This is a genomic window from Streptomyces sp. NPDC102467 (assembly GCF_044765445.1).
Classification (GTDB): Bacteria; Actinomycetota; Actinomycetes; order Streptomycetales; family Streptomycetaceae; genus Streptomyces.
Genome location: NZ_JBIWKA010000004.1, coordinates 22,003 through 46,533, shown reverse-complemented (window position 1 = coordinate 46,533; position 24,531 = coordinate 22,003). Strand labels below are relative to the sequence as shown.

General features: G+C 71.0%; 23 protein-coding genes. 18 read left to right on the top strand and 5 right to left on the bottom strand.

Annotation, left to right across the window (positions count from 1 at the left end):
- Nucleotides 1–118 precede the first annotated feature (118 nt).
- The 9 genes from ACIREE_RS08770 (at nt 119) to ACIREE_RS08730 (ending at nt 7,562) form a co-directional block, all read left to right on the top strand.
- Nucleotides 119–754, top strand: a complete 636-nt coding sequence (locus ACIREE_RS08770) for a riboflavin synthase (RefSeq protein WP_404148331.1) — start codon at nt 119–121, stop codon at nt 752–754.
- Entirely contained in the window at nt 751–1,401 is a 651-nt protein-coding gene (locus tag ACIREE_RS08765; RefSeq protein ID WP_404148329.1) for a nicotinamide riboside transporter PnuC, read from the top strand. Before ACIREE_RS08770 ends, ACIREE_RS08765 begins: the two co-directional genes overlap by 4 nt.
- Nucleotides 1,398–2,705 (top strand): bifunctional 3,4-dihydroxy-2-butanone-4-phosphate synthase/GTP cyclohydrolase II, encoded by a 1,308-nt coding sequence (locus tag ACIREE_RS08760; RefSeq protein WP_404148327.1) that lies wholly within the window; start codon nt 1,398–1,400, stop codon nt 2,703–2,705. The genes ACIREE_RS08765 and ACIREE_RS08760 overlap by 4 nt, the downstream gene beginning before the upstream one ends.
- A 47-nt stretch (nt 2,706–2,752) precedes the next feature.
- Nucleotides 2,753–3,238, top strand: a complete 486-nt coding sequence (gene ribH, locus ACIREE_RS08755; protein WP_404148324.1) for a 6,7-dimethyl-8-ribityllumazine synthase — start codon at nt 2,753–2,755, stop codon at nt 3,236–3,238.
- Nucleotides 3,239–3,272: 34 nt separating this feature from the next.
- A complete protein-coding gene (locus ACIREE_RS08750) occupies nt 3,273–3,545 on the top strand; it encodes a phosphoribosyl-ATP diphosphatase (protein WP_404148321.1) in 273 nt (90 codons plus the stop codon).
- A 70-nt stretch (nt 3,546–3,615) separates the two neighbouring features.
- A complete protein-coding gene (gene hisG / locus ACIREE_RS08745) occupies nt 3,616–4,473 on the top strand; it encodes an ATP phosphoribosyltransferase (RefSeq protein ID WP_404148319.1) in 858 nt (285 codons plus the stop codon).
- Nucleotides 4,474–4,485: 12 nt separating this feature from the next.
- Nucleotides 4,486–4,926, top strand: coding sequence for a PH domain-containing protein (locus tag ACIREE_RS08740; RefSeq protein WP_404148316.1), 441 nt, complete (start codon nt 4,486–4,488; stop codon nt 4,924–4,926).
- Nucleotides 4,927–5,151: 225 nt separating this feature from the next.
- Nucleotides 5,152–6,489: a hemolysin family protein gene (locus tag ACIREE_RS08735; protein WP_404148313.1), complete on the top strand. Its 1,338-nt coding sequence runs from the start codon at nt 5,152–5,154 to the stop codon at nt 6,487–6,489.
- Entirely contained in the window at nt 6,486–7,562 is a 1,077-nt protein-coding gene (locus ACIREE_RS08730; protein WP_404148311.1) for a hemolysin family protein, read from the top strand. Before ACIREE_RS08735 ends, ACIREE_RS08730 begins: the two co-directional genes overlap by 4 nt.
- Nucleotides 7,563–7,607: 45 nt before the next feature.
- On the opposite strand, the gene ACIREE_RS08725 is transcribed toward ACIREE_RS08730, so the two are convergent.
- Nucleotides 7,608–9,482 carry an AAA family ATPase gene (locus tag ACIREE_RS08725; protein WP_404148308.1) on the bottom strand — a complete coding sequence of 625 codons (1,875 nt, stop codon included), beginning with the start codon at nt 9,480–9,482 and terminating at the stop codon, nt 7,608–7,610.
- A gap of 417 nt (nt 9,483–9,899) precedes the next feature.
- The gene (locus ACIREE_RS08720; RefSeq protein WP_404148305.1) at nt 9,900–10,541 is read right to left on the bottom strand and encodes a uridine kinase; all 642 of its coding nucleotides are present in this window, start codon (nt 10,539–10,541) and stop codon (nt 9,900–9,902) included.
- Nucleotides 10,542–10,752: 211 nt separating this feature from the next.
- On the opposite strand from ACIREE_RS08720, the gene ACIREE_RS08715 reads away from it, so the two are divergent.
- Nucleotides 10,753–12,126, top strand: a complete 1,374-nt coding sequence (locus ACIREE_RS08715) for a peptidase C39 family protein (protein WP_404148302.1) — start codon at nt 10,753–10,755, stop codon at nt 12,124–12,126.
- A gap of 72 nt (nt 12,127–12,198) precedes the next feature.
- On the opposite strand, the gene ACIREE_RS08710 is transcribed toward ACIREE_RS08715, so the two are convergent.
- Nucleotides 12,199–13,680, bottom strand: a complete 1,482-nt coding sequence (locus ACIREE_RS08710) for a M1 family metallopeptidase (protein ID WP_404148300.1) — start codon at nt 13,678–13,680, stop codon at nt 12,199–12,201.
- A 184-nt stretch (nt 13,681–13,864) separates the two neighbouring features.
- On the opposite strand from ACIREE_RS08710, the gene ACIREE_RS08705 reads away from it, so the two are divergent.
- Nucleotides 13,865–14,017, top strand: coding sequence for an SCO1431 family membrane protein (locus tag ACIREE_RS08705; RefSeq protein ID WP_404148297.1), 153 nt, complete (start codon nt 13,865–13,867; stop codon nt 14,015–14,017).
- A gap of 81 nt (nt 14,018–14,098) precedes the next feature.
- Here ACIREE_RS08705 and ACIREE_RS08700 read toward each other — a convergent pair whose 3' ends face one another.
- Nucleotides 14,099–15,340, bottom strand: coding sequence for a glycoside hydrolase family 18 protein (locus ACIREE_RS08700; protein ID WP_404148294.1), 1,242 nt, complete (start codon nt 15,338–15,340; stop codon nt 14,099–14,101).
- A gap of 371 nt (nt 15,341–15,711) precedes the next feature.
- Here ACIREE_RS08700 and ACIREE_RS08695 point away from each other — a divergent pair, with 371 nt between their 5' ends.
- The 3 genes from ACIREE_RS08695 (at nt 15,712) to ACIREE_RS08685 (ending at nt 19,656) form a co-directional block, all read left to right on the top strand.
- Complete coding sequence (locus ACIREE_RS08695) at nt 15,712–16,875, top strand: acyl-CoA dehydrogenase family protein (protein ID WP_404148291.1); 1,164 nt, start codon at nt 15,712–15,714, stop codon at nt 16,873–16,875.
- A gap of 546 nt (nt 16,876–17,421) precedes the next feature.
- A complete protein-coding gene (locus ACIREE_RS08690; RefSeq protein WP_404149362.1) occupies nt 17,422–18,495 on the top strand; it encodes a hypothetical protein in 1,074 nt (357 codons plus the stop codon).
- Between the two features lie 48 nt (nt 18,496–18,543).
- On the top strand, nt 18,544–19,656 hold the full coding sequence (locus ACIREE_RS08685) for a phosphotransferase family protein (protein WP_404148288.1): 1,113 nt from the start codon (nt 18,544–18,546) through the stop codon (nt 19,654–19,656).
- 1 nt (nt 19,657) lies between these two features.
- On the opposite strand, the gene ACIREE_RS08680 is transcribed toward ACIREE_RS08685, so the two are convergent.
- Nucleotides 19,658–20,119, bottom strand: coding sequence for a hypothetical protein (locus ACIREE_RS08680; protein WP_404148285.1), 462 nt, complete (start codon nt 20,117–20,119; stop codon nt 19,658–19,660).
- Nucleotides 20,120–20,353: 234 nt separating this feature from the next.
- Between ACIREE_RS08680 and ACIREE_RS08675 the strand changes: the two genes are divergently transcribed.
- The 4 genes from ACIREE_RS08675 to fxsA all read left to right on the top strand — a co-directional run bounded on the left by ACIREE_RS08675 (nt 20,354) and on the right by fxsA (nt 24,389).
- Complete coding sequence (locus ACIREE_RS08675) at nt 20,354–20,794, top strand: Lrp/AsnC family transcriptional regulator (RefSeq protein WP_363196973.1); 441 nt, start codon at nt 20,354–20,356, stop codon at nt 20,792–20,794.
- 97 nt (nt 20,795–20,891) lie between these two features.
- Nucleotides 20,892–22,505, top strand: coding sequence for an amidohydrolase (locus ACIREE_RS08670; RefSeq protein WP_404148282.1), 1,614 nt, complete (start codon nt 20,892–20,894; stop codon nt 22,503–22,505).
- A 418-nt stretch (nt 22,506–22,923) separates the two neighbouring features.
- Nucleotides 22,924–23,697, top strand: a complete 774-nt coding sequence (locus ACIREE_RS08665) for a polyprenol monophosphomannose synthase (RefSeq protein WP_404148280.1) — start codon at nt 22,924–22,926, stop codon at nt 23,695–23,697.
- 101 nt (nt 23,698–23,798) lie between these two features.
- Nucleotides 23,799–24,389, top strand: coding sequence for an FxsA family membrane protein (gene fxsA / locus ACIREE_RS08660; protein ID WP_404148273.1), 591 nt, complete (start codon nt 23,799–23,801; stop codon nt 24,387–24,389).
- Nucleotides 24,390–24,531 lie beyond the last annotated feature (142 nt).

Here is a 24,531-nt window from a genome sequence, read left to right as displayed (position 1 = left end):
GCGTACGGCCCCGTCGTTCGGTGTCGCTCCCGGTGACCGGTGTCGCAGCTCGTACGTTCCTGTCGTCGTCGTACGACAGTGCCCCGGAGTCCGTGCCCTAAGAGGGAGGACCCGGGAAGTGTTCACCGGAATCGTCGAAGAGCTGGGCGAGATCACGGCGGTCGAGAACCTCGGCAGCCCGGTTGAGGCAGCCCGCTTCCGCGTCCGCGGCCCCGTCGTCACCGAAGGCGCCAAGCACGGTGACTCCATCGCGGTCAACGGGGTCTGTCTCACCGTCGTGGAGCACGACGCCGACTCGTTCACGGCGGACGTCATGGCCGAGACCCTCAAGCGCTCCAGCCTCGGCGCGCTGACCTCGGGCTCCCGCGTCAATCTCGAACGCCCGATGGTCGCCGACGGCCGCTTCGGCGGGCACATCGTGCAGGGCCACGTCGACGGCACCGGCACGATCATCGAGCGCCTGCCCTCGGAGCACTGGGAGATCGTCAAGATCTCGCTCCCCGTGGAGCTGGCCCGGTACGTCGTCGAGAAGGGCTCTATCACCGTCGACGGCGTGAGCCTGACGGTCGTCGAGGCCGGCGCCGACTACTTCACCCTCAGCCTCATCCCCACCACCCTCGACCTGACCACGCTCGGCATCAAGCAGCCCGGCGAGCCGGTCAACCTCGAGGTCGACGTCATCGCGAAGTACGTCGAGCGCATGCTCGGCGACCAGGGAAGCGACCGGGGCAGCGCTCAGGGGGGCACCAAGTGAACTGGCTCAACACCGAGGCGTTCACGATCTTCGACCAGCACATCCTCTGGTCGGACATGATCGGCAACACCATCGGCCTGATCGCCCTCGCGCTCGGCTGGCGCCGCTCCATCTGGACCTGGCCAGCCCAGCTGGTCTCCGGTGCGATCCTGCTGACCGCCTTCGCGACGGCCCACCTCTCGGGCAGCGCGGGCAAGCAGCTCGTGGTGATCGTCGTCGCCCTGTTCGGCTGGTGGCAGTGGAACCGCGGCAAGGGCACGGCGCAGGACGGCTCCATCGCCGTCCGGTTCGCCACCTGGCGCGAGCGCGGCGCCCTGCTCGGCGCGGCGGCCCTCGGCACGCTCGCCGTCGGCGGCCTGTTCACCGCGTTCCCGACGCTGTCGTGGGACCCCTGGCCGGACGCGTACATCTTCGTCGGCACCGTCGTCGCCATGTACGCCCAGGCGCGCGGCATGGTCGAGTTCTGGTTCGCCTGGCTCCTCGTCGACCTCGTCGGCGTCCCGCTGAACTTCGCCAACGGCTTCGCCTTCTCCGGCTTCGTCTACGTCATCTACGGCGCGCTCGTCCTGTGGGGCATGCGCGACTGGTGGCTGCGGTCCCGAGCCGCCGCGGCCACCGCCCCCGCGCTCGAAGGAGCCCACGCATGAGCACCGCAGCCCGCCTGTACGACGTGTCCGACGCCGACCTGAGCCTCGACCCGGTCGAGCAGGCCCTCCGCGACATCGCCGCGGGCCGCCCCGTCGTGGTCGTCGACGACGAGGACCGGGAGAACGAGGGCGACCTCGTCGTCGCCGCCGAGAAGATCACGCCCGAGATCGTCGCCTTCATGATGAGCGAGTGCCGCGGCCTGATCTGCGCCCCCATGGAGGGCGACGAACTGGACCGGCTCGACCTCCCGCAGATGGTCGGCAACAACACCGAGTCGATGAAGACCGCGTTCACCGTCTCCGTCGACGCGTCGGGCGCGCACGGCGTCACCACCGGCATCTCCGCCGCCGACCGCGCCGCCACGCTCCGCCTCCTCGCCGGCGCCACGGCACAGGCGGACGACTTCGTCCGCCCCGGCCACATCTTCCCGCTGCGCGCCAAGGCGGGCGGCGTCCTTGTCCGCAACGGTCACACCGAGGCCGCCGTCGACCTCGCCCGCCTCGCCGGACTGCGCCCGGCCGGCGCGATCGTCGAGATCGCCGGTGAGGACGGTGTCATGCTGCGTCTGCCCGAGCTGATCCCGTTCGCCCGCAAGCACGGCCTGACGATCATCTCCATCGAGGACCTGATCGCCTACCGGCGCTCCGCCGAACCCACGGTCAAGCGCGAAGCCACGGTCCAACTCCCCACCGCCTTCGGTGACTTCACGGCCTACGGCTACCGCTCCACGGTCGACGGCGTCGAGCACGTCGCCCTTGTCCACGGCGATCTCGGCGATGCCGCCGACGGCGCGGACGATACGGAGCCCGTCCTCGTCCGCATCCACTCCGAGTGCCTCACCGGCGACGTCTTCCACTCGCAGCGCTGCGACTGCGGACCCCAGCTGGAGGAGTCCATGCGCCGCATCGTCGAGGAGGGCCGCGGCGTCGTGGTCTACCTGCGCGGACACGAGGGCCGCGGCATCGGCCTGCTCTCCAAGCTGCGCGCGTACGAGCTCCAGGAGCGGGGCCGCGACACCCTCGACGCCAATCTGGAGCTGGGCCTGCCCGCCGACGCCCGCGACTACGCGGCCGGCGCCCAGATCCTCGCCGACCTCGGCGTGCGCAGCCTGCGCCTGATGACCAACAACCCCGACAAGACCGACGCCCTCACCCGGCACGGCCTGACGGTCACCGCCCGCGAACCGATGCCGATCACGGCCGGCGAGCACAACCTCCGCTACCTGCGCACCAAGCGGGACCGGATGGGCCACGACCTGCCCTGGCTGGACGCCCCCAAGACGTCCGCCTGCACCAACCAGTAACTCCACCCATTCCCTTAACCCATTCATCTACGTACGAGGAGAAGCGCGTGAGCGGCAAGGGTGCCCCCGAACTGAGTGTGAAGAACTGCGGCGACCTGCGCGTGGCCGTCATCGCCGCCCAGTGGCACGAGAAGGTCATGGACGGACTCGTCGACGGCGCCCTGCGCGCCCTCAACGAGCTGGGCATCAGCGAGCCCACCGTGCTGCGCGTCCCCGGCAGCTTCGAGCTCCCGGTCGTCGCCAAGGTCCTCGCGGGCCGCGGCTACGACGCGATCGTCGCCCTTGGCGTCGTCATCCGCGGCGGCACCCCGCACTTCGAGTACGTCTGCCAGGGCGTCACCCAGGGCCTCACCCAGGTCTCCATCGACACCGGCGTCCCCATCGGCTTCGGCGTGCTGACCTGCGACACCGAGGAGCAGGCCCTGGACCGCGCGGGCATCGAGGGCTCCCGCGAGGACAAGGGGCACGAAGCGGTCACCGCCGCCGTGGCCACCGCCACCACGCTGCGTACCGTCTCCGAGCCCTGGCGTTAACGGCCCGGGAGGGCCGCGTAAAGTAGGGACCACCATGCCCAATAAGACGTTCGAGGAGCTCTTCACCGAGCTCCAGCAGAAGGCCGCCACCGGCGACCCCGCCACTTCCCGCACCGCAGAGCTGGTCGGCAAGGGCGTCCATGCCATCGGCAAGAAGGTCGTCGAGGAGGCCGCCGAAGTCTGGATGGCCGCCGAGTACGAGGGCAAAGAAGCCGCCGCCGAGGAGATCTCGCAGCTGCTGTACCACGTCCAGGTGATGATGGTCGCCCGCGGCATCTCCCTCGACGACGTGTACGCCCACCTCTGAGCCGTCACCCGCGCTCGCCCGACTCACCCGTCACGCACATCACGCACATCACGCAAAGGAATCCGACCTCATGCTGCGCATCGCCGTCCCCAACAAGGGTTCACTGTCCGGACCTGCGTCGGCGATGCTCCATGAGGCCGGATACCGGCAGCGCAAGGAGTCCAAGGAACTCGTCACGGTCGACCCGGACAACGAGGTCGAGTTCTTCTACCTGCGCCCCAAGGACATCGCGATCTACGTGTCCTCGGGCAAGCTCGACATCGGCCTCACCGGCCAGGACCTGCTGATCGACTCCGGGGCCGAAGCCGAGACGATCCTGCCGCTCGGCTTCGCCCGCTCCACCTTCCGCTTCGCCTCCCGGCCCGGCGCCGTCAAGGACCTCGCCGACCTCGCCGGGAAGACGATCGCCACGTCGTACGAGGGCATCGTCGGCAAGTACCTCGCCGAGCGCGGTGTGGAGGCCTCCGTCGTACACCTCGACGGCGCCGTCGAGACCGCCATCGAACTCGGCGTCGCGGATGCCATCGCGGACGTCGTGGAGACCGGCACCTCGCTGCGCAACGCGGGCCTCGAGGTCTTCGGCGAGCCGATCATGAAGTCCGAGGCGTGCGTCATCCGCCGCAAGGGCGACGGATCCGACGAGACCACGGAGCTCAAGGTGCAGCAGTTCCTGCGCCGGCTCCAGGGCGTCCTCGTCGCCCGCACGTACGTGATGATGGACTACGACTGCCGCGCCGAGCACCTGGAGAAGGCCGTCGCCCTCACCCCGGGCCTCGAATCGCCGACCGTCTCGCCGCTGCACAACGAAGGCTGGGTCGCCGTGCGCGCCATGGTCCCCTCCAAGGACGCGCAGCGCATCATGGACGACCTGTACGCCCTGGGCGCGCGGGCCATCCTGACCACGGCCATCCACGCCTGCCGTCTCTGAGGATCGCGAGCCATGTCCGACCTTGTGGATCTTCCCGTCACCTTCCGGCCGGGACGCACCCGCGTCATCCTGCACGCGCTCGGCGCCGTCTCCTTTGTCGTGATCACCGTCATCGCGCTGGTCCTGGACACGATGAACCCGGGGGAGCGGATCAGCTTCGTCTTCACCGCCGCTCTGTTCTGGGGCGTCCTCGGCCTCCTCGCCCGGCCCAAGGTCGTCGCCGACGTCGACGGCGTCACCGTCGTCAACGTCGCCCGCAGCCGCCGCCTGGCCTGGGCGGAGATCGTCCAGGTCAACCTGCGGCCCGGTGACCCGTGGGTCTTCCTCAACCTCACCGACGGCACCAGCCTGGCCGCCATGGGCATTCAGCCCGGCATCGCCAAGCAGAGTGCCATCCGCGACGCCAAGGCGCTGCGCGCCCTGACCGAGGCCCGAACCACACTTCCGGGCTGACTCAGGGCCCCAGGCCCTGACGCCCTCGCCCCAGTCGTGATTAATCTGGTGGCGGGGCACGCGTCGTGAGCCGCCCCGCCCCTGACGCGCCCGGACGGGTGGCCGGGGGATCCTGCTAACCAAGGAGTGACTCCCTCCAGCGATGGACGGATCGTCCGGCAGTACCTGCGCCGCCCCCTCCCGACATAGCGCGCCCCGCGCGCGGATGTCCCCCAAGGCGGCGGCATGACCACCCCGTTGCTGCTCCTCGCGGCAGCCTTCCTCCTGATCCTCGCCAACGGATTCTTCGTGGCGGCCGAGTTCGGGCTCGTCACCGTCGAGCGTCAGGACGCCCAACAGGCGGCGGACGCCGGCGACAAGCGCGCCCGCACCGTCGTCGCCGCCCTGAAGGAACTCTCCTTCCAGCTCTCCGGCACCCAGCTCGGCATCACCATCACCTCGCTGGTCGTCGGCATGCTCGCCGAACCGGCCCTCGCCGAGCTGCTGCGCGGTCCCTTCACCGCCGTCGGCCTCCCCGAGGGCGCCGCCGGCGGAGTGTCGGTCGTCGTGGGCATGCTGCTCGCGGCCGCCGTGCAAATGGTGATCGGCGAACTGGTCCCGAAGAACTGGGCGGTCTCCAAGCCGCTCCAGGTGGCCCGCTTCGTGGCGGGCCCCCAGCACGCCTTCGCCCGCCTCTTCCGCCCCGTCATCGCCCTGCTCAACACGGTCGCCAACCGCCTCGTGCGGGCGCTCGGCGTCGAGCCGGCCGATGAACTCGCCTCCGCCCGCACCCCGGGCGAACTCGTCTCACTGGCCCGCCACTCCGCGCAGGCGGGAGCGCTGGAACAGGACACGGCCGACCTGTTCGTCCGCACCCTCTCGCTCGGCGAGCTGACCGCACAGCACGTCATGACGCCACGCGTGAAGGTCAGCGCGCTGCAGGCCTCCGCGACGGCCCAGGACGTGGTCAACCTGACCCGGGCCACCGGCCTGTCCCGCTTCCCCGTGTACCGGGAGCGGATCGACGAGGTCATCGGCATGGTCCACCTCAAGGACGCCCTGACGATGTCCGCGGCCGAGCGGCTGCGCACCCCCGTGATCCGGATCGCGCAGGCCCCGCTCCTGGTCCCGGAGAGCCTCCCCGTCCAGCCGCTGCTCGCCCGCCTGCGCAGCGAGCAGCCCATCGCCGTCGTCGTCGACGAGTACGGCGGCACGGCCGGGGTCGTCACCCTGGAGGACATCGTGGAAGAGCTCGTCGGCGAGGTCCGTGACGAGCACGACCGCCTCGACCTGCCCGAACTGGCGGCGGCCCCGCCCGAGGACGGGCGGCCCGCATGGGACGCCGACGGCAGCTGCCGTGTCGACATCCTGCGCCGCATCGGGCTCGACGTCCCCGAGGGACCGTACGAGACGGTGGCCGGCCTGGTCGCCGACCTCCTCGGCCGCATCCCCGCCCCCGGCGACAGAGCGGAACTGCCCGGCTGGCGCCTGGCCGTGCGCCAGGTCGGCCACTACCGTGCCGAACGCGTCCGGATCGTCAAGCTCGCGGACGCCCCGCAGGCACTGCTGGAGGCGGCCCGATGAGTGCCCTGCAACTCTTCTTCGCGATCCTGCTGGTGCTGGCCAACGGCTTCTTCGTGGGTGCGGAGTTCGCCCTGGTCTCGGTACGCCGAAGCCAGATCGAACCCCTTCCGGGCAAGCGGGCCCGCCAGGTCCTGTACGGCCTGGAGCACCTGCCGCAGATGATGGCGGCGGCCCAGTTCGGCATCACCGTCTGCTCGCTGACGCTGGGCGCGGTGGCGGAGCCCACGGTGGCGCGCCTCCTGGAGCCCGTCTTCGAGGCGGTCCACATCCCGCACGGCGTGATCCACCCGCTGGGCTATGTGATCGCCCTCGCGGCGGTGGTCTCCCTCCACCTCGTCATCGGCGAGATGGTGCCGAAGAACCTGGCGATGGCGGCTCCTGAGAAGACCGCCCTCTGGTTCAGTCCTGGCCTGGTCGCCTTCGCCCGGCTCTGCAGGCCGGTCACGATCGCCCTGGGCGCGTGCGCCCGCCTGGTCCTGAAGCTGTTCAGGGTCGAGCCGAAGGACGAGGTCGAGGCGGTCTTCACCAGCGAGCAGCTCAACCGCCTGGTGGAGGACTCAGGACAGGCGGGCCTGCTCGGCCCCGAGGAGCAGGAGCGCCTGGAGGACGCCCTGGAGCTGGGCTCCCGCCCGGTGACGGACGTCCTCCTGGACCGCTCGGACCTGGTCACGGTCGGCCCCTCGGTCACCCCGGCCGAGATCATCGCGCTGACGGCCCGCACCGGCTACTCCCGTTTCCCCCTCTGCGCGGACGGCGGCGCCTTCATGGGTTACCTGCACGTCAAGGACGTCCTCGATCTGATCGACGGCCCCGACACGGACCGTGCCGTCCCGCAGCAGATCTGGCGCCCCATGACGACGCTGCGCGCCGAACTCCCCCTGGACGACGCCCTCACGGTGATGCGCCGTGCGGCCACGCACCTGGCCCAGGTGGCGGACGCGTCCGGCCGTGTCCTCGGCCTGGTCGCCCTGGAGGACGTCCTGGAGCTGCTGGTCGGCGAGGTCCGTGACCCGGCCCACCGTGCGGAGCCGCAGGTCCCGGAGGCCCGTAAGAAGCAGGAGGCGCTCACGTAGGGCCCGTCGGACGGATCTCCGTGACGGCGGGCAGGCCGCAGGCCCCTACATCCCCGTGGGGTCCTGCGGCCCTCTGCCGGACAAGACCTCCCCGTACGCCTGCATGAGGTCGGGCAGCCGCAGCGTGGCCAGATCGTCCCGCGACGGCTCCTTCAAGTACCCCATGAGCCTCAGGTCCCGGTACGCGCAGGACTTTTCGTACAGCGTCCGCAGGAACCGCCCGTTGCCCAGCTCGTCGATCCACCCCTGCTCCACCACGTGCCCGGCGATGGAGCGCAGCTCGTCGAGCGCCTCCTCGTCCCACGCGTCCCCGTTCTCGGCCGCCAGCACCTCGCCGATCGAGGTGAGTTCGAGCGGACGGTACGAGGGGAAGTCGACCCGGGACGTGAAGCGCGACGACAGACCCGGGTTCGCCGCGAGGAGCCGGTCCATGCCCTCCGGATATCCGGCCAGGATCACCACCAGATGGTCCCGGTTGTCCTCGGCCCGCTTCAGCAGCACCTGCAGCGCCTCGTCGCCGTACGCGTCGCCCTTGCCGTAACCGGAGTTGGACAGCGCGTACGCCTCGTCGACGAAGAGCACCCCGCCGAGCGCCGAGTCGATCAGCTCGTTCGCCTTCACCGCGGTCTGGCCCAGGTACTCGCCCACCAGATCCGCGCGCTGCGCCTCCACGAGGTGGTCACCGCCGAGCAGTCCGAGAGCGTAGAAGACGCGCCCGAGGATCCTGGCGACCGTCGTCTTGCCGGTGCCCGAAGGACCCGAGAAGACGAAGTGCCGTTTCGGCGGCTGGACCGGCAGGCCCTGCCCGGCGCGAAGGCGTGCCATGTTCAACTGCGCCGAGAGCGCCATGACCTGCCGCTTCACGGGTTCCAGGCCCACCATCAACTCCAGCTCCGAGAGAGCCTCCTCCAGGAGTACAGGATCGGCCGGGCCGGCCGGCAGCGGCGCCGAGACCGGCACCACGGCCTTCTCCCGCACCATGTCGGGGTCCTCCGGGCCGGCCCCGCCGGGCGGCGGCAGATCGGGCTGGGTGACCTTCAGGTCCCGTCCGTCGCCGGCGTACAGCGGCTCGACGGACTCCATGCCGTCCAGGCCGTCCTGATAACCCGTCAGCGCCAACGGGGCCAGATCCGGGCCGTCCGCGAAGTCCGCGTACCCGTCGCCCTCGCCGATCGCCGCCAGCCGCGCCGAGGTGTCCATGAACGCCGGGTCGACCCGGTGCACGGCCCGGTACAGCGGCATCGCGGCCGCCGAACGGCCCGTGCCCTCGTGCGCCCTGGCCAGCCAGTACCGCAGTTCCTTGCGCTGCGGCTGCTCGCTGCGGCAGCGCATCAGGGCCGAGGAGAGCAGCGGCTCCGCCTGCCCGAACATCTCCAGGCGCACCCGGGCCATGCCACCGAAGAGCCCGGCCTCGATGCCGAGCATCGCGTCGTCGATCAACGAGTCCGTCTGCCGGACCAGTTGGTCCCAGTCCTTGACCAGGTACGCCCGGCACGCGTGCAGAAAGCGCACCTGCGGATCCGCGTCGACCGGCGGCAGCGTCGCGAGCGCCCGGTCCAGCTCCGGCACATGGCGCCCGTCGAGCCAGTGGGAGGCGTGCGCGAGGAGCAGGTCGCGCGGGTGCTCAAGGACCGGCTGCACCCACCAGCCCAGCCAGTACCAGGAGTTGAGAGTGCGCCGGTGCCGCGTGCGCTGCTCCCCGAACCGGTCGCGGTGCCGGAACATCCGCAGCAGCGCGGTCGTCGTGTCGATGCGCAGCGCGTGCAGCCCGAGCCAGCCGTCGGCCATCCCCGGGTCCATCCGCACGGCCGTGCGGAACTCGTCCTCCGCCTGCGGATACGCGCCCATCGTGTAGGCGTCGACGCCGCGCAGCCAGGCGAGGTCGGCCGGGCCCGTCGGCGCACCAGTGCCGAAGTCCATCACGTCCCCCACAAACCGTGCCCCCGATGAACCGCTCTGTCATGGACGGGAGTTGGAACGGTGCGGACAGCGAGCCGTCCGTAGGCCGCACCGAGAGGCATCGTACCTGTGAGGGCCTGATCAGCCGTAGGGCGCGACGGCGTCGGATCGGTGCGAGGCGGGCCGAAAACCGGGGATTTCGCGCAGGTGAGCGCGGTGGCGGATGGTCACCCAGGGTGAACGGAAAGCGCCTCGGTGCGCCCCGGAAGGGGCATTGCGGGCAGTACGAAGCCCCCGATCACGGGGGAACAACCGGGGGCTTCGCGTCCGTAGGCGGTCCCGAAAGGCCGCACATTGAGAACGTAAGTCCTGTACGGCCCCTGGGTCAAGCAGAGTTGAGGCACTCGGAGAAACTGGCGGAAGGCCGTTTCGGGGGGTTCAGCGCACCGCTGGCGGTCCCTCACCGTGAGTGACGGAGCGGCGGGTCCGCGCGGTCACACCGGGCCCCTCGCGCATCTCGTATCCCTGCGGGCACTCTCTTACCAATTCCTCAGCGAAGGGCCGGGACGGGTCCCGCTCGAAATGTTTGCGTTCCGCTGGAATCCAGCCGTCCCAGAATGCGGTCTGCGCAGCGCCGTCCCGGGCGCGCCCGCGCGCCCATGACGTCCCGGTCGGCACATCCATCCACAACAGTCTCGCGAGACACGGCCGTACCGCGCGCCGCCCCGCCCCCACCCCCTCGACCAGGACCACGTCCGCGGGCGGGAGCAGACGCGCGGCGCCGAAGCGCCGGGCGTGCCAGTCGTACGTCTCGTAGCGCGCCGCGTCGCCGCGGGAGAGCGGGGTGAGCACCTGCTCGCGCAGCCGGTCCGTCCAGGCGAAGAGCGCGTCGTGGCTGGCGATGTCGTCGAGGCGCAGCACGGGCGCCCCGCCGAGCGCCTCGGCCAGCCGCGTCGCGAAGGTCGACTTCCCGGAGCCCGCGTGCCCGTCGATGCCGACGAGGCGTACGGGGCCGCAGGAGGCGGGCAGCCGGCGGACGCGGTCGGCGTACTGGTCGAGGGGGACGCGCAGAGTGCTCACGGCGGCAAGGGTACGGCTTGCCGTGGCGGGGTTTCACGTACGCCGCCGCAGGTCATGCCAGTGGTGGAGTCCAATATTGGTGAGCCCGACAGCACGCGAAACGCTGGTGGAAATCCTGCTCCAGCGGCCATAGTTGGCGCACTGTTCCACCAGGCCCGCACCCGGCCCGCCTGTCCCGTCCGCCCGACCCGTCGACTGGGGGAACCACCCGATGACCCGACCCGTTCCGGACTCCCGTCCGTCCCGCAGAACCGTGTTCACCGCGGCCGTGGGCGTCGCCCTCGCCGCCACGACGGCCGCGGTTCCCGCGCACGCCGCGGGAGCCCCGCGCAAGAAGGGCCCCGCCCGCCTCGTGGACAACCACACCTGGACGAGTGCCGGCGACTGGCGCTCGGGCACCGGCAAGGGGATCCGCGCCGTCCCGGGTGCCCGCCCGGGCGTGAGCATCGCCAAGGCCGTCGGCACGACGACGTACACCGACCCGCACCTGAACAGGACGGCCGAGTGGGAGTACGCGCAGTGGATCTCGCCGGTCCACCGTCTGAGCGTCCCCGCCACCGAGGTCATCGCCTCGTGGAACGCGCACACCCCGACCGGCACCTGGATCCAGGTGGAACTGCAGGGCACGTACACCGACGGGACGCGGACGCCCTGGTACGTCATGGGCCGCTGGACGGCCGGTGACGACCGGGACGCCGACATCCGCCGGACGTCCGTGGACGACCAGAGCGACGGCAAGTCGAGTATCTGGACGGACACCTTCTCCATCGACGACGCGGCCTCGGGCCTGCGACTCGTCTCGTACGGCCTGCGCCTGACCCTGCTGCGCGCCCCCGGCTCCAAGGCCACGCCGACGGTCTGGCGCCTCGGCGCGATGGGCTCGGACGTCCCGGACCGCTTCACCGTGCCGGCGTCCACGCCGGGCCTCGCGAAGGAACTGGCCGTCCCGCGCTTCTCGCAGAACATCCACTCCGGCCAGTACCCCGAGTACGACAACGGCGGCGAGGCGTGGTGCAGCCCCACCTCCTCGCAGATGATCATCGAGTACTGGGGCCGCAAGCCCACCGCGGAGCAGCTGGCCTGGGTCGACCCGTCCTACGCCGACCCCGAGGTCTGCCACGCCGCCCGTTTCGCGTACGACTACCAGTACGAGGGCTGCGGGAACTGGCCGTTCAACGCGGCGTACGCGGCGACGTACAAGGATCTGCAGGGCGTGGTCACCCGCCTCTCCTCACTGACCGACCTGGAGACGCTGATCGCGGCCGGGATCCCGGCCATAACGTCCCAGTCGTTCCTCAAGGAGGAGCTGACCGGCGCGGGCTACGGCACCTCGGGGCACCTCATGACGGTCATCGGGTTCACCGCCGACGGTGATGTGATCGCCAACGATCCGGCCTCGCCGAACGACCAGGCGGTGCGCCGCGTCTACAAGAGGGCGGAGTGGGAGACGATCTGGCTCCGCACGAAGCGCCACAACGCCTCGGGCAGCGTCGTCTCCGGCACGGGCGGCGTCTGCTACCTGTACTTCCCGGCCCACCCGACCCCGAAGCAGAGCAAGGCGCTGGCGGCGGTGGGCGTGCGCTGACGGTGGAGTCGCGTCCCCCGCGCGGAGTCCGCACGGGGGACGGACGTCGGTGTTCCCGGGTGTGCGCGCGGATCAGCCGGTGACGACCGGGGCCACGACCCAGTCCGGGTGGCCGGGCATCGGCGGGGTCTTCGGGCCGTACAGCCACGGGCGCAGGAAGCCCGACAGGTCGTGGCCCGCGACCTTCGACGCCACCGCGATGTAGTCGGCCGTCGAGGCCGACCTGCCGCGGTACTTCGTGAGCCAGGCCCGCTCGATCCGCTGGAACGTGTCCGCGCCGACCTGCTCGCGCAGCGCGTACAGGACCAGCGCCGAGCCGTCGTAGCGCATGCGCTTGAAGAGGTTCGGCTCGGTGGGCTCGGCCGGGGCGCCGTAGTCGTACCGCCACTGGTCGTGGCTCTCGTACGCCGTCTTCATGGCGGCCTCGAAGCTGTCCCCGCCGTGCTCCTGCGAGTAGAGACGCTCGTAGAAGCGGGCATGGCCCTCGCTGAGCCACAGGTCGGACCAGGTGGCGATGGCGACGCTGTTGCCGAACCACTGGTGGGTCAGTTCATGGAGCAGGTTGCGCTCGGCGTCGACTTTCGTGCCGAGCAGGTCCGCCTTGGGGAGCAGCGCGAGCGTCTGCGTCTCCAGGGCCACGCCCAGGTCCGTGTCGCCGACGAGGACGCCGTACCGGTTGAACGGGTAAGGGCCCAACTGGGCGCGCAGCCAAGCAAGATGATCGGGCGTCAGATCTCGGTACTGCTTGGTCGGCGCGACCAGCGCGTCCGGTACGACATCGCGCAGCGGCAGCCCGCCGGGCCCCTTGCCGTCGATCAACTGGAATTTTCCGACGGCCAGTTGAGTCAATTGGGCCGCCACCGGCTGTTCGGAGTCGTACGTCCAGCGGACGCGGCCGTCGGGGCGTGTGGTCCGGTCGACGAGCCTGCCGTTGGCGACGGCCGTCAGGCCGGCCGGTGTGGTGACATGGAAAGTGATGGGGGCCCGCCGGCTGGGATGGTCGTCGGCCGGAAAGATCATCTTCGCGCCGTCGGGCTGCGGGTACAGGACCGTCCCATCGGGAGTGGGGATCCAGCCGTAGTCCTCGATCGCGTCGTCGCGGTGGCGTATCTGCGTGGGGTCGGCGGTGTAGTCGACCTTGACCGTGAACGAACTGCCTCTGGGTATCCCGGCTTTGGGGGTGATGACGAGCTCGTCGCCGTCCCGCCGGGTCTGGGCCGGCCGGCCGTTCACCGTGACCGAGTGCAGCTCGTTGCCCGCGAAATCCAGGTCGAAGCGCGACAGTGCCTGCGCTGCCGTGGCCTTGATCGTCGTCGACGCGGGGAACGGGGTCAGCGGCGCCTGCCAGTCGAAGTCGAGCGTGTAGTGGCGGACCGTGTAGCCGCCGTTGCCGTCGAGCGGGAACATCGGGTCGCCGAGCCCTGCGGCACCCGGCGTGGGCGTGTCGGATGCGGCCTGTGAGACGGCCGCCGGAGCGGTCAGCGCGGCGCTGACGGCGATCGCGGCGGCGACGGTGACACGGGTTCTGCGGCGGGGCGTCCGGTACGTGTGCATCGGGAACCTTCCGGTGGGACGAACGCGTCGCCATGTGCGACACGCGACATCCGCGCCCGGTTGTGCGTGACCAAGGTCTCGGTCGCAAAAAGACATTCCGGTGGCAAGGTGGAAAAGGCGCCGGAGGGGACCCGGGCGCCCCGGGGGGAGTCAGGACCCATCCCACGAACCGAGCGAGATGCCCATGACCTCAAGCACCGCCGCCAGTCACGCCCCCGTCGCCGCGCGCACCCGCACGGGCGGCCCGCAGGACGGCCCCAAGATCGTCGAGCACATCGTGGGCTGGGCCTTCGTGATCGTGCTGGCGATGCTCGTCACACAGGCCGGCCTGATGTGACCTGAGCCACCTCGGCGCCGTCGCACAGCGACGGGCGGAGCCCGGACGTCCGGACCCCGCCCAAGTGGCCTGCGCGTACGGCTAGTTGACCGACTTGATCAGTTCACCGTTGGTCGTGTCGCCGGACAGCTCCCAGAGGAAAGTGCCGCCCAGGCCCTGCTGGTTCTTGTAGTCCATCTTCCCCGCGATGGTCGCCGGGGTGTCGTAGCTCCACCAGTCGTTGCCGCAGTGCGCGTACGCGGTGCCGCCGACCGTACCCGTGGCGGGGCACTTGGTCTTGAGCTCCTTGTAGTCGTCGATGCCCTGCTCGTACTTGCCGGCGGCAGGGCCGGTGGCCGTGCCGCCGGGCGCGTCCTGGGTGACGCCGGTCCAGCCTCGGCCGTAGAAGCCGATGCCGAGCAGCAGCTTCGATGCGGGCACGCCCGCGCCCTTGAGCTTGGCGATGGTGGCGTCGGTGTTGTACCCGTCCTTCGGAATCCCGTCGTACGCCGTCAGCGGTGAGTGCGGGGCGGTCGGCCCCTTCGCGTCCCACGCGCCGAAGTAGTCGTACGTCATCGGGTTGTACCAGTCGACGTACTGGGCGGCGCCCGCGTAATCGGTGGCGTCCAGCTTGCCGCCTGCGGAGGCGTCCGCCGGGATGGCGGACGTGATGAGGTAGCTGCTGCCGAACTTCGAACGCAACGCGCCCATCAGGTTCTTGTACGCGTCGGGCCCGCTGGTGTCGCAGGTCAGACCGCAGTCGTTCGGGTACTCCCAGTCGATGTCGATGCCGTCGAAGACATCGGCCCACTTGGAGTTCTCGACCAGGTCGTAGCAGGACTGGGCGAACGCGGCCGGGTTCTTCGCGGCCTCCGTGAACCCGCCGGACCAGGTCCAGCCGCCGAAGGACCACAGGATCTTGAGGTTCGGGTGCAGCTTCTTCAGCTTGAGCAGCTGGTTGAAGTTGCCGCGCAGCGGCTGGTCCCAGGTGTCGGCGACGCCGTCCACGGCCTGGTCGGCGGTGTACGCCTTGTCGGTCGCGGCGTACGAGTCGCCCATCGCGCACTTGCCGCCCTGGACGTTGCCGAAGGAGTAGTTGATGTGCGTGAGCTTCTCGGCCGAGCCGGACGTCTCGACGTTCTTGACGTGATAGTTCCGGTCGTAGACACCCCACTCGGTGAAGTATCCGACGACCTTCGAACCGGCCGCGGTCTTCTGCGAGTCGGCGTCCGTCTGCGCGGCGGCGCTGCCTGCCGAAGCCAGCAGCCCCGCGCCGAGAACGGCGCAACAGGCGGCGGCGGCGAGCGCCTTGAAGCGCGCGCGGGGGAGGTGCGGTCTGAGCATCGTGTCTCCTCGTGGGGGAGGCGGACATGGGGGGAAGTGGTGCTGTGGACCTGCGTGGGAACGTCTGAACGCGCCCGCCCGGTGTGACATGAACGCGGTAAGTCGTTGAACGGAACAGTAGGAGGACTAGACCAGTGCGGTCAATGGTCCGAACCAATTCCACGCGCCGGTCACGGCTCCGAGAAAAAAATGGGGTAAGCGATCGTTAACCAGTGACGCGGGGCCCGGGATCGGTCATACTCGACACGCCGCAGCCGCTGGTCAGGCCCGTCCGAGACCCGGAAGGGCAGCATCGGCCCGGTAGTGACCACCCGGCGGCGCCGCCCACCCCGCGCGCCGCCGCAGCCCCACCCAGGTAGGAGAGCGTCGCCATGCCGGAGTCAGGAGTACAGCGTCAGCTGCCGACGGACGAAGCTCAGGATCTGCTGCGGCTCGTCCGCGACCTTGCGCGGCGGGAGATCGCCCCGCCCGCGTCCGAGGACGAGGAGGCGGGCCGCTTCCCGCGCGACGCCTTCACGCTGCTCTCCTCCGCCGGTCTGCTCGGATTGCCGTACGCCTCCGAGTTCGGCGGCGGCGACCAGCCCTACGAGGTCTACCTCCAGGTCCTCGAGGAGCTCGCGGCCGCGCGCCTGACCGTCGGCCTCGGTGTCAGCGTGCACTCGCTGGCCTGTCACGCCCTCGCCAACTTCGGTACGCAACAGCAGCGTTCGCAGCATCTGCCCGACATGCTCGGCGGCGGACTGCTCGGCGCGTACTGCCTCTCCGAGCCGTCCTCGGGTTCGGACGCGGCGTCCCTGCGGACGAAGGCGGTGCGCGAAGGCGACGCCTGGGTGCTCACCGGAACCAAGGCCTGGATCACCCACGGCGGCATCGCCGACTTCTACACCGTGCTGGCCCGCAGCGGCGGCGAGGGCGCACGCGGGATCACCGCGTTCCTGGTCCCCGGCGACGCCGAAGGCCTGAGCACCGCGGCACCGGAGAAGAAGATGGGGATGAAGGGCTCACCCACCGCCCAGGTGCACTTCGACGGGGTGCGGGTGAGCGACGCGCGCCGCATCGGGGACGAGGGGCAGGGCTTCCAGATCGCCCTGTCGGCACTCGACTCGGGCCGGCTCGGCATCGCGGCCTGCGCGATCGGCGTGGCGCAGGCCGCGCTCGACGAGGCGGTGGCGTACGCGAAGGGGCGTACGCAGTTCGGGCGGCGCGTGGCCGACTTCCAGGGGCTCAGATTCATGCTCGCCGACATGGCGACGCAGATAGAGGCGGGCCGCGCTCTGTATCTGTCGGCGGCCCGGCTGCGGGACGCCGGCCGGCCGTTCTCCAAGCAGGCGGCCATGGCGAAGCTGCTCTGCACCGACGCGGCGATGAAGGTGACCACGGACGCCGTGCAGGTCCTCGGCGGCTACGGCTACACCGCGGACTTCCCGGTCGAGCGCTTCATGCGGGAGGCCAAAGCGCTGCAGATCGTCGAGGGCACGAACCAGATCCAGCGCATGGTCATCGCCCGTCACCTCGCGGGTCCTGAGAGCCGCTGAACTGCCCCGCGCGCACGACGGGCGCCGTGAGCCGCGCCCACTCGGGGTCGTAGTGCCCCGGCAGGGTCTTGCCCCGGTCGGCCCACGCGGTCATTAGGGCCCGGTAGATGGGCGGATCCTGTGGGGGCGCGTACGTCTGCTGGGGCGGACGTGCGTGGTGTGTCTGATGTGCCTGCTGCGCCGACTGCGTCTGATGTGGCTGATGAACCGATTCTGCGGGGACAGGAACGAGGACGCGCCTGCGGCGGCCGGTGGGTGCGGGGGCCGGTGTCTGCGTCGGGGTCATGCCAGGTCAACGTATGGCGGCGGAGCAGGTCACCCGGCAGCGTAATCGGGCGTCAGTTCGCGGCATAACCGTGTGCATGGGTCCGACGGGTCGAACATCTGGCCTCCGCCTGCGAGCTGACGTACCGTCAAATCCGGCGCCGGGCAGGCCGTACCCCTCATGGCGACGTCAACTGCCGTGCCTCCAGGAGGATTGCCGTGGCCGAGGACGACCGCCCCGTCGCGTTCGACGAGTATCCGATCCATCAGGTGCCGCTGTCGATGAAGCACGTCGCCACCGGCGACCGCAACGCCTATGACCGGTGCATCTTCCATCTCTTCGATCCCGAAGGCGAGTTCCTGCTCATCCTCGGCCTCGGTGTCTACCCCAACCTCGGTGTGATCGACGCCTACGCCACCCTGCGCGTCGGCGACACCCTGCACACCGTCCGCGCCTCGGACGCGCTGAGCGACGAGAGCCGTACGCGGATGGAGGTCGGCCCGCTGCGGATCCTGGTCGAGCGCCCACTGAAGGAGTTCGTCCTCACGTGCGCCGCCGACCCGGACGACGCGGACGGACTCTCGTACGAGATCACCTGGAGCGCCGACTTCCCGGCCCTGTGGGAGCCGCATCACATCCAGCGCCGCGGCGCCCGGCTCACGCTGGAGGGCAAGCGGTTCGTGCAGGCCGGGCGGTGCGAGGGACGGCTGCGGATCGGCGGCCGTGAGGTCGAGGTGAGCGGCTGGACCGGAACCCGCGACCGCAGCTGGGGCGTACGGCCCGTGCCGGGGGAGGAAGGCGGCCGGCTCGCCGAGGAGCACCCCACCGAGGGCTTCCACTGGATCTGGGCACCGGTCCGCTTCGACGACCGCTTCCTGATGGTCGTCACGCAGGAGGACGCCGACGGCCACCGCACCCTGAACGACGCGACGCTCGTCCGCGAGGGCCACCGCGACCGCCAACTCGGCTGGCCCCGCACCGACATCACGTACCGCCCCGGCACCCGCCACCCGCAGAGCGCCGTCGTCCACCTCACCGACCCGACGGACGGCAAGCCCCTCGACCTGGGCGTGGAGATCCTCGCCTCCTCGCCCCTCGCGGTCGGCGCGGGCTACCCACCGGCCGACGACTGGCAGCACGGAACCTGGCGCGGGCACGGCTGGACCGACCGCCGTGGCTACGACCTCGCCGACCCGGCGGCGCACCCCCTGGCCGCCTACGGCGTGCTCGACCACGCCGCCCGCTTCACCCTCGACGGGCAGGTCGGCCACGGCATCTTCGAGCACGGCAGCTTCGGCCGCCACGACCCGAGCGGCTTCACCGGCTTCGACTCCGTGGCACCCGCGCGCCCCTGATCACCCGGTACGGAACCTGATCATCCGGCACGGAAAGGGAGTCCGTCCATGGCGACAGCGCCGCGCCCCCGCACGTCCACGCGTGAACCCGAGGAGATCGCCCGGCGGCTCACTGCCTGGCTGGGCCGCCGGCTGCCCGGCGCGAAGGCGGTGAACGTCACCGTCCCCGCATCCAACGGCATGTCCAGCGAGACGCTCCTCTTCGACATCGAACACCCCCAACCTCCGGTCAGGTCCTGCGCGTTGCGGCTGGCGGCGGACCCGTCGGCGTACACGATCTTCCCGGTGTACGACATGCCGCGGCAGTACCGCACGATGCGGCTCGCCGCCGAGCGCACCGGTCTGCCGGTGCCGCGCGTGCTGTGGCTGGAGGAGGACGCGGGGCCCCTGGGCGCGCCCTTCTTCGTGATGGAACGCGTCGCAGGACGGGTGCCGCCCGACGTCATGCCGTACACGTACGAGGGGAACTGGCTGCACGCCGCCACGGACGAGGAGCGCGCGAGACTGGAGGACGCGAGCCTACGACTGCTGGCCCGGCTGCACGACGGGGTGCCCGCGGCAGCGGCGGACTTCCTGGCGCTGCCGGGTGAGGGCAGCCCGCTGCGTCGGCACGTCGAGGCCCAACACGCCTACTACGCCTGGGTGGTGGACGGGCTCCCGCGCTCGCCCCTCATCGAGAGCGCCTTCGACCGGCTGGCGTCGCTGTGGCCGGGCGACGAGGGCGACCCCGTCCTGAACTGGGGCGACGCCCGCATCGGCAACATCATCTACGACGGCTTCGCACCGGCGGCGGTGCTCGACTGGGAGATGGCGGCGCTCGCCCCGCGCGAGGTGGACCTCGGCTGGACGGTCTATCTGCACCGCTTCTTCCAGGACCTGACAGAGAGCTTCGGCCAGCACGGCCTGCCCGGCTTCCTGCGCCGCGACCGGGTCGAGGCGCGCTACGCCGAACTCACCGGCCACACACCGCGCGACATGGACTTCTACACCTTGTACGCGGCGTTGCGACATGCCGTCGTGATGCTCCGCGTCGCCTACCGCCAGGTCCACTTCGGCGAGGCCGCCGTGCCCGCGGATCCGGACATGCTGATCCTGCACCACGACAGCCTGCGTGCCATGGTGCAGGGCAGTTACTGGGACCGTCTGGGATATCCGGGGTAGGTCAGGCGGCCTTGCGGACCGCCTGGAGCGGGACCCGCAGGGGGCGCGAAGCGGGGCCGCCCACGTGCGAGAAGGGCTGCGTGCGCCAGTCGAGGCCCTGAGGCAGCGTCAACAGCAGGGACGTGTCCTGCTCCTGAGTGCCCGTCAGTTCGTCGGCGGGCGGCGCCTCCGCGGCCGCGCGGCCGGTGCCCGCACAGACCGTGAGCCCGAACGGATTCCACGGCGAGGCGCACAGCGCGTGCTCGGGCAGGACGTCCTCGTCCGCCAGGAGCGCGATGGGCTGCGCACAGTCCGGGCAGAGCACCCGGTACATCTCGAACGTGTCGTACGCGTCGTATCCGTCGGCGGCACCCCCGTCGGGGTCGTCGGGGTTGTCGGGTTCGACGCCCTCCGGCTGGGGCTCGACGACCGTCTGCTGGCGATTGCGCGTGGCAGGGCGTCCGGGACGCTTCACACTCTGCATGGGAATCTCCCCCTCGGGTGGGCCGACCAGGAGCCGCGGCCCGACCACAGCAAGCACTTCCCGCCCCGTGCGCGAGGTAACCGCTTCATGCGCGAGGACACGGCCCGATGGGTGTGGCGTTCGTCACATGCCGATTGCAGGTGCCGGTGGAGAGGTAGACGAAACAGCCGCCCCTGGCCGCTCGGGCGTCGCTCAGGTATCCGGGGCGATCACGGGCCCTGTAGGTTCAGCCGCATGGAGGAGCTCGACCGACAGATCGTGCAGCTGCTCGTCAAGGACGGGCGGATGAGCTACACCGACCTGGGCAAGGCCACGGGCCTGTCCACGTCGGCCGTGCACCAGCGGGTGCGCCGCCTCGAACAGCGCGGCGTGATCCGCGGCTATGCCGCGGTCGTCGACTCCGAGGCGGTGGGGCTGCCGCTGACCGCGTTCATCTCGGTCAAGCCGTTCGACCCGAGCGCCCCCGACGACATCGCGGAGCGCCTCGCGGGCGTACCGGAGATCGAGGCGTGCCACAGCGTGGCCGGCGAGGAGAACTACATCCTGAAGGTGCGGGTGGAGACCCCGCACGAACTGGAGAACCTGCTGGCGCGGGTGCGATCCCTGGCCGGCGTCTCGACACGCACCACAGTGGTCCTGTCGACGCCCTACGAGGCGCGTCCCCCGCGTATCTGACGCGCATCTGACGCCTATCTGACGCCTCTCTGGGGGAGCCCCGACAAAAGGGACCCCGGCGCCCGCGCGGAGTACCCGGCGCGGGAGACTGTCCCCCATGAGCACGCCCCCCAGCACCCGCACCGTTCTCCTGCGACGCGGCGAGGTCCACAGCCCCGCCGACCCGTTCGCCACCGCCATGGTCGTGGAGGCAGGACACGTCGCCTGGGTCGGTTCGGAAGGCGCGGCCGACGCGTTCGCGGACGGCGTGGACGAGGTCGTCGACCTCGACGGCGCCCTGGTCACCCCGGCGTTCACCGACGCCCACGTGCACACCACCTCGACCGGCCTCGCCCTCACCGGGCTCGACCTGACGGCCGCCCGCTCCCGCGCCGAAGCCCTCGCCCTCGTACGGGAACACGCCGCCGCACACCCTGCCGACCGGGTCCTGCTCGGCCACGGCTGGGACGCGGCCCGCTGGCCCGACGGCCGCCCGCCCTCCCGCGCCGAACTCGACGAGGCCACCGGCGGCCGCCCTCTCTACCTCTCCCGCATCGACGTGCACTCCGCGGTCGTGAGCACCGCCCTGCTCGACCTCGTCCCCGGCGTCACCGACCGGGCCGGATACACCCCGGACGAGCCGCTGACGCGCGACGCCCACCACGCGGTACGCGCAGCCGCCCTCGGCGCGGTGGGACCGCAGCAGCGCACCGAGGCCCAGCGCGCCGCCCTGCGGCACGCCGCGTCCCTCGGCATCGGCTCGATCCACGAGTGCGGTGGCCCGGACATCTCCTCCGAGGACGACTTCACCGGGCTGCTCGACCTCGCCCGCTCCGAGCCGGGTCCGCGCGTCGCCGGTTACTGGGCCGACCGCGACATCGAGCGCGTCCGTGCCCTCGGCGCGCTCGGCGCCGCCGGCGACCTCTTCGTGGACGGCGCCCTCGGCTCCCACACCGCCTGCGTGCACGCGCCCTACACAGACGCGGCCCACACCGGCACCGCCTTCCTGACCGCCGAGGACATCGCCGCGCACGTCGTCGCCTGCACCGAGGCCGGACTCCAGGCCGGTTTCCACGCGATCGGCGACGGCGCGGTCACCGCGGTCGTCGACGGGCTGCGCGGCGCCGCCGAGAAACTCGGCCTCGCGCGCGTGCGCGCCGCCCGGCACCGCGTCGAACACGCCGAGATGCTGAGCCCCGAAACCATCGCCGCCTTCGCCGAGTTCGGGCTCACCGCTTCCGTACAGCCCGCCTTCGACGCACTGTGGGGCGGCGAGGACGGCATGTACGCCGACCGTCTCGGGGCCGAACGGGCGCGCACGCTCAACCCGTTCGCGGCCCTGCTGCGGGCCGGAGTTCCGCTCGCCTTCGGCTCCGACAGCCCGGTCACCCCGCTCGACCCGTGGGGCACCATCCGCGCGGCAGCCTTCCACCGCACGCCCGAACACCGTGTCTCCGTACGCGCTGCCTTCACCGCCCACACGCGCGGGGGCTGGCGTGCCGTCGGCCGCGACGACGCCGGGGTCCTGGTGCCCGGAGCGCCCGCGGACTATGCCGTGTGGCGCACCGACGAGCTGGTCGTGCAGGCCCCGGACGACCGCGTGGCCCGCTGGTCCACCGACCCGCGCTCCGGGACGCCCGGTCTGCCGGATCTCTCGCCCGGCGCCCAACTCCCGGTCTGCCTGCGGACGGTGGTGTTCGGACAGACGGTCTTCGTACGGCCGGACGAGTGAGATACCGGGGCGGCGCGCACCGGATCCGGGCCCCGTACCGTCCCGTACGACCTGCGTATCCTCGGCCCTGACCAGGCGTCTTCGTGAAGAGGCCCAGGTCAAACGGCTGTTGACAGACCGCAGCGGTCGGCGGGTAGGTTCGGCCGGGTCCACCACCTTTCGTACGACCGGGCAGCTCCAGGCAGTCGTAGAACGCAGCCCGGCGCCCGCGCCACGGGGTGCCGGAACGTTCCGGCCGGTCGGCGAGGTGCGACCCGGGTGGGGCCCGGACGTTCAGTAGACAACGGCTTTCGGTCGACCCGCAGCCAGCGGGCCCCAGGTCGGCCCGAAGGACGTCCGGCCCCGATCCGCAGTGTCAGCATGATCACCGCCGCTCGATATGGTGGTCCCCTGTGCACGGAAGTTCTAAGGGGAAGCTGTGAGCGACGGCGGCGGGCGCACGTTCGGCCCTCTGGGTACGGCCTTGGTGATCATTCCGACCTATGACGAGGCGGAGAACATCACGGCCATCGTCGGCCGGGTGCGCGCGGCGGTGCCCGCGGCGCACGTCCTGGTCGCCGACGACAACAGCCCCGACGGCACCGGCAAGCTCGCCGACGAGCTGGCCGCGGACGACGAGCAGGTGCACGTCCTGCACCGCACCGGCAAGGAAGGCCTGGGCGCCGCGTACCTCGCGGGCTTCGCCTGGGGCATGGAGCACGGCTACGGCGTCCTGATCGAGATGGACGCCGACGGGTCCCACCAGCCGGAGGAGCTGCCGCGGCTGCTCACCGCGCTCAAGGGCGCCGACCTCGTGCTCGGCTCGCGCTGGGTGCCCGGCGGGCGCGTCGTGAACTGGCCCAAGTCCCGCGAGTTCCTCTCCCGGGGCGGCTCCACGTATTCGCGTCTCCTGCTGGACGTCCCGATCCGCGACGTGACCGGCGGCTTCCGTGCCTTCCGCCGCGAGACCCTCGAAGGCCTCGGCCTGCGCGAGGTCTCCTCGCAGGGCTACTGCTTCCAGGTCGACCTCGCGCGCCGGGCCGTGAAGGCCGGCTACCACGTGGTCGAGGTCCCCATCACCTTCGTCGAGCGCGAGCTGGGCGACTCCAAGATGAGCAAGGACATCGTCGTGGAGGCCCTCTGGCGGGTCACCACGTGGGGCGTGGGGGAGCGGGTGGGCAAGATCCTCGGCCGCACGCCCGACAGACCCTGAGAGCGCGCCCTGCGGCTCCGGGGCGTGCCCCGGAGCCCGGCGGCGACGATCTTGAACTCTCGCTTACGCCACTCGGACGGCTCCCCAGGCACACTGGAGACATGACCACTGGCAATCCGCCCCGTAACCAGCCCGAAGGAGCCCGGCGCTCCCGGGTCCGTACATTCCTGCCGCTCGGCGTCGCCGCCTGGGTGGTCCTGGAGATCTGGCTGCTCACGGTCGTGGCGGGGGCGGTCGGCGGTTTCACGCTCTTCCTGCTCCTGGCGGCTTCCTTCGTGCTCGGCGCCGTGGTGATCAAGGCAGCCGGGCGCCGCGCCTTCCAGAATCTCAGCGAGACGCTGCAGCGACAGCAGCAGCCGGACGCCGTCGAAGCGGGCGAGCGCCGCTCGCAGGGCAATGGGCTGCTGATGCTCGCAGGCCTGCTCCTGATGATCCCCGGCCTCGTCACGGACGCCTTCGGCCTGCTGCTGCTCGTCCCGCCGGTCCGCGCGGCCCTGAGCCGCTACACCGAGCGCGCCATCGAGCGGAAGATGAGTACGGCCGGCCAGGGCACGTTCGGCGGCGCGTTCCAGCAGGCCCGCATGAAGCAGTCGGGCAGCACCGTGATCCAGGGCGAGGTCGTCAGGGAGGACGAGAACCCGGGGAGCCACCGGGACGACTCGGACCCGCGCCCGCCGATCATGCCTTCCTGAGCACATGAGCGCGTGAGCGCAGCATGAGAGAACGGCTGTGGGGGGGGCCCAACGAATTTGTTGGGGCCCCCAACCCGTGAGAAAGAATGCCCGCAACCGCGGGGCAGGCCCCGTGTGGGTGGTGCACCGGGGGGGGGCCGTG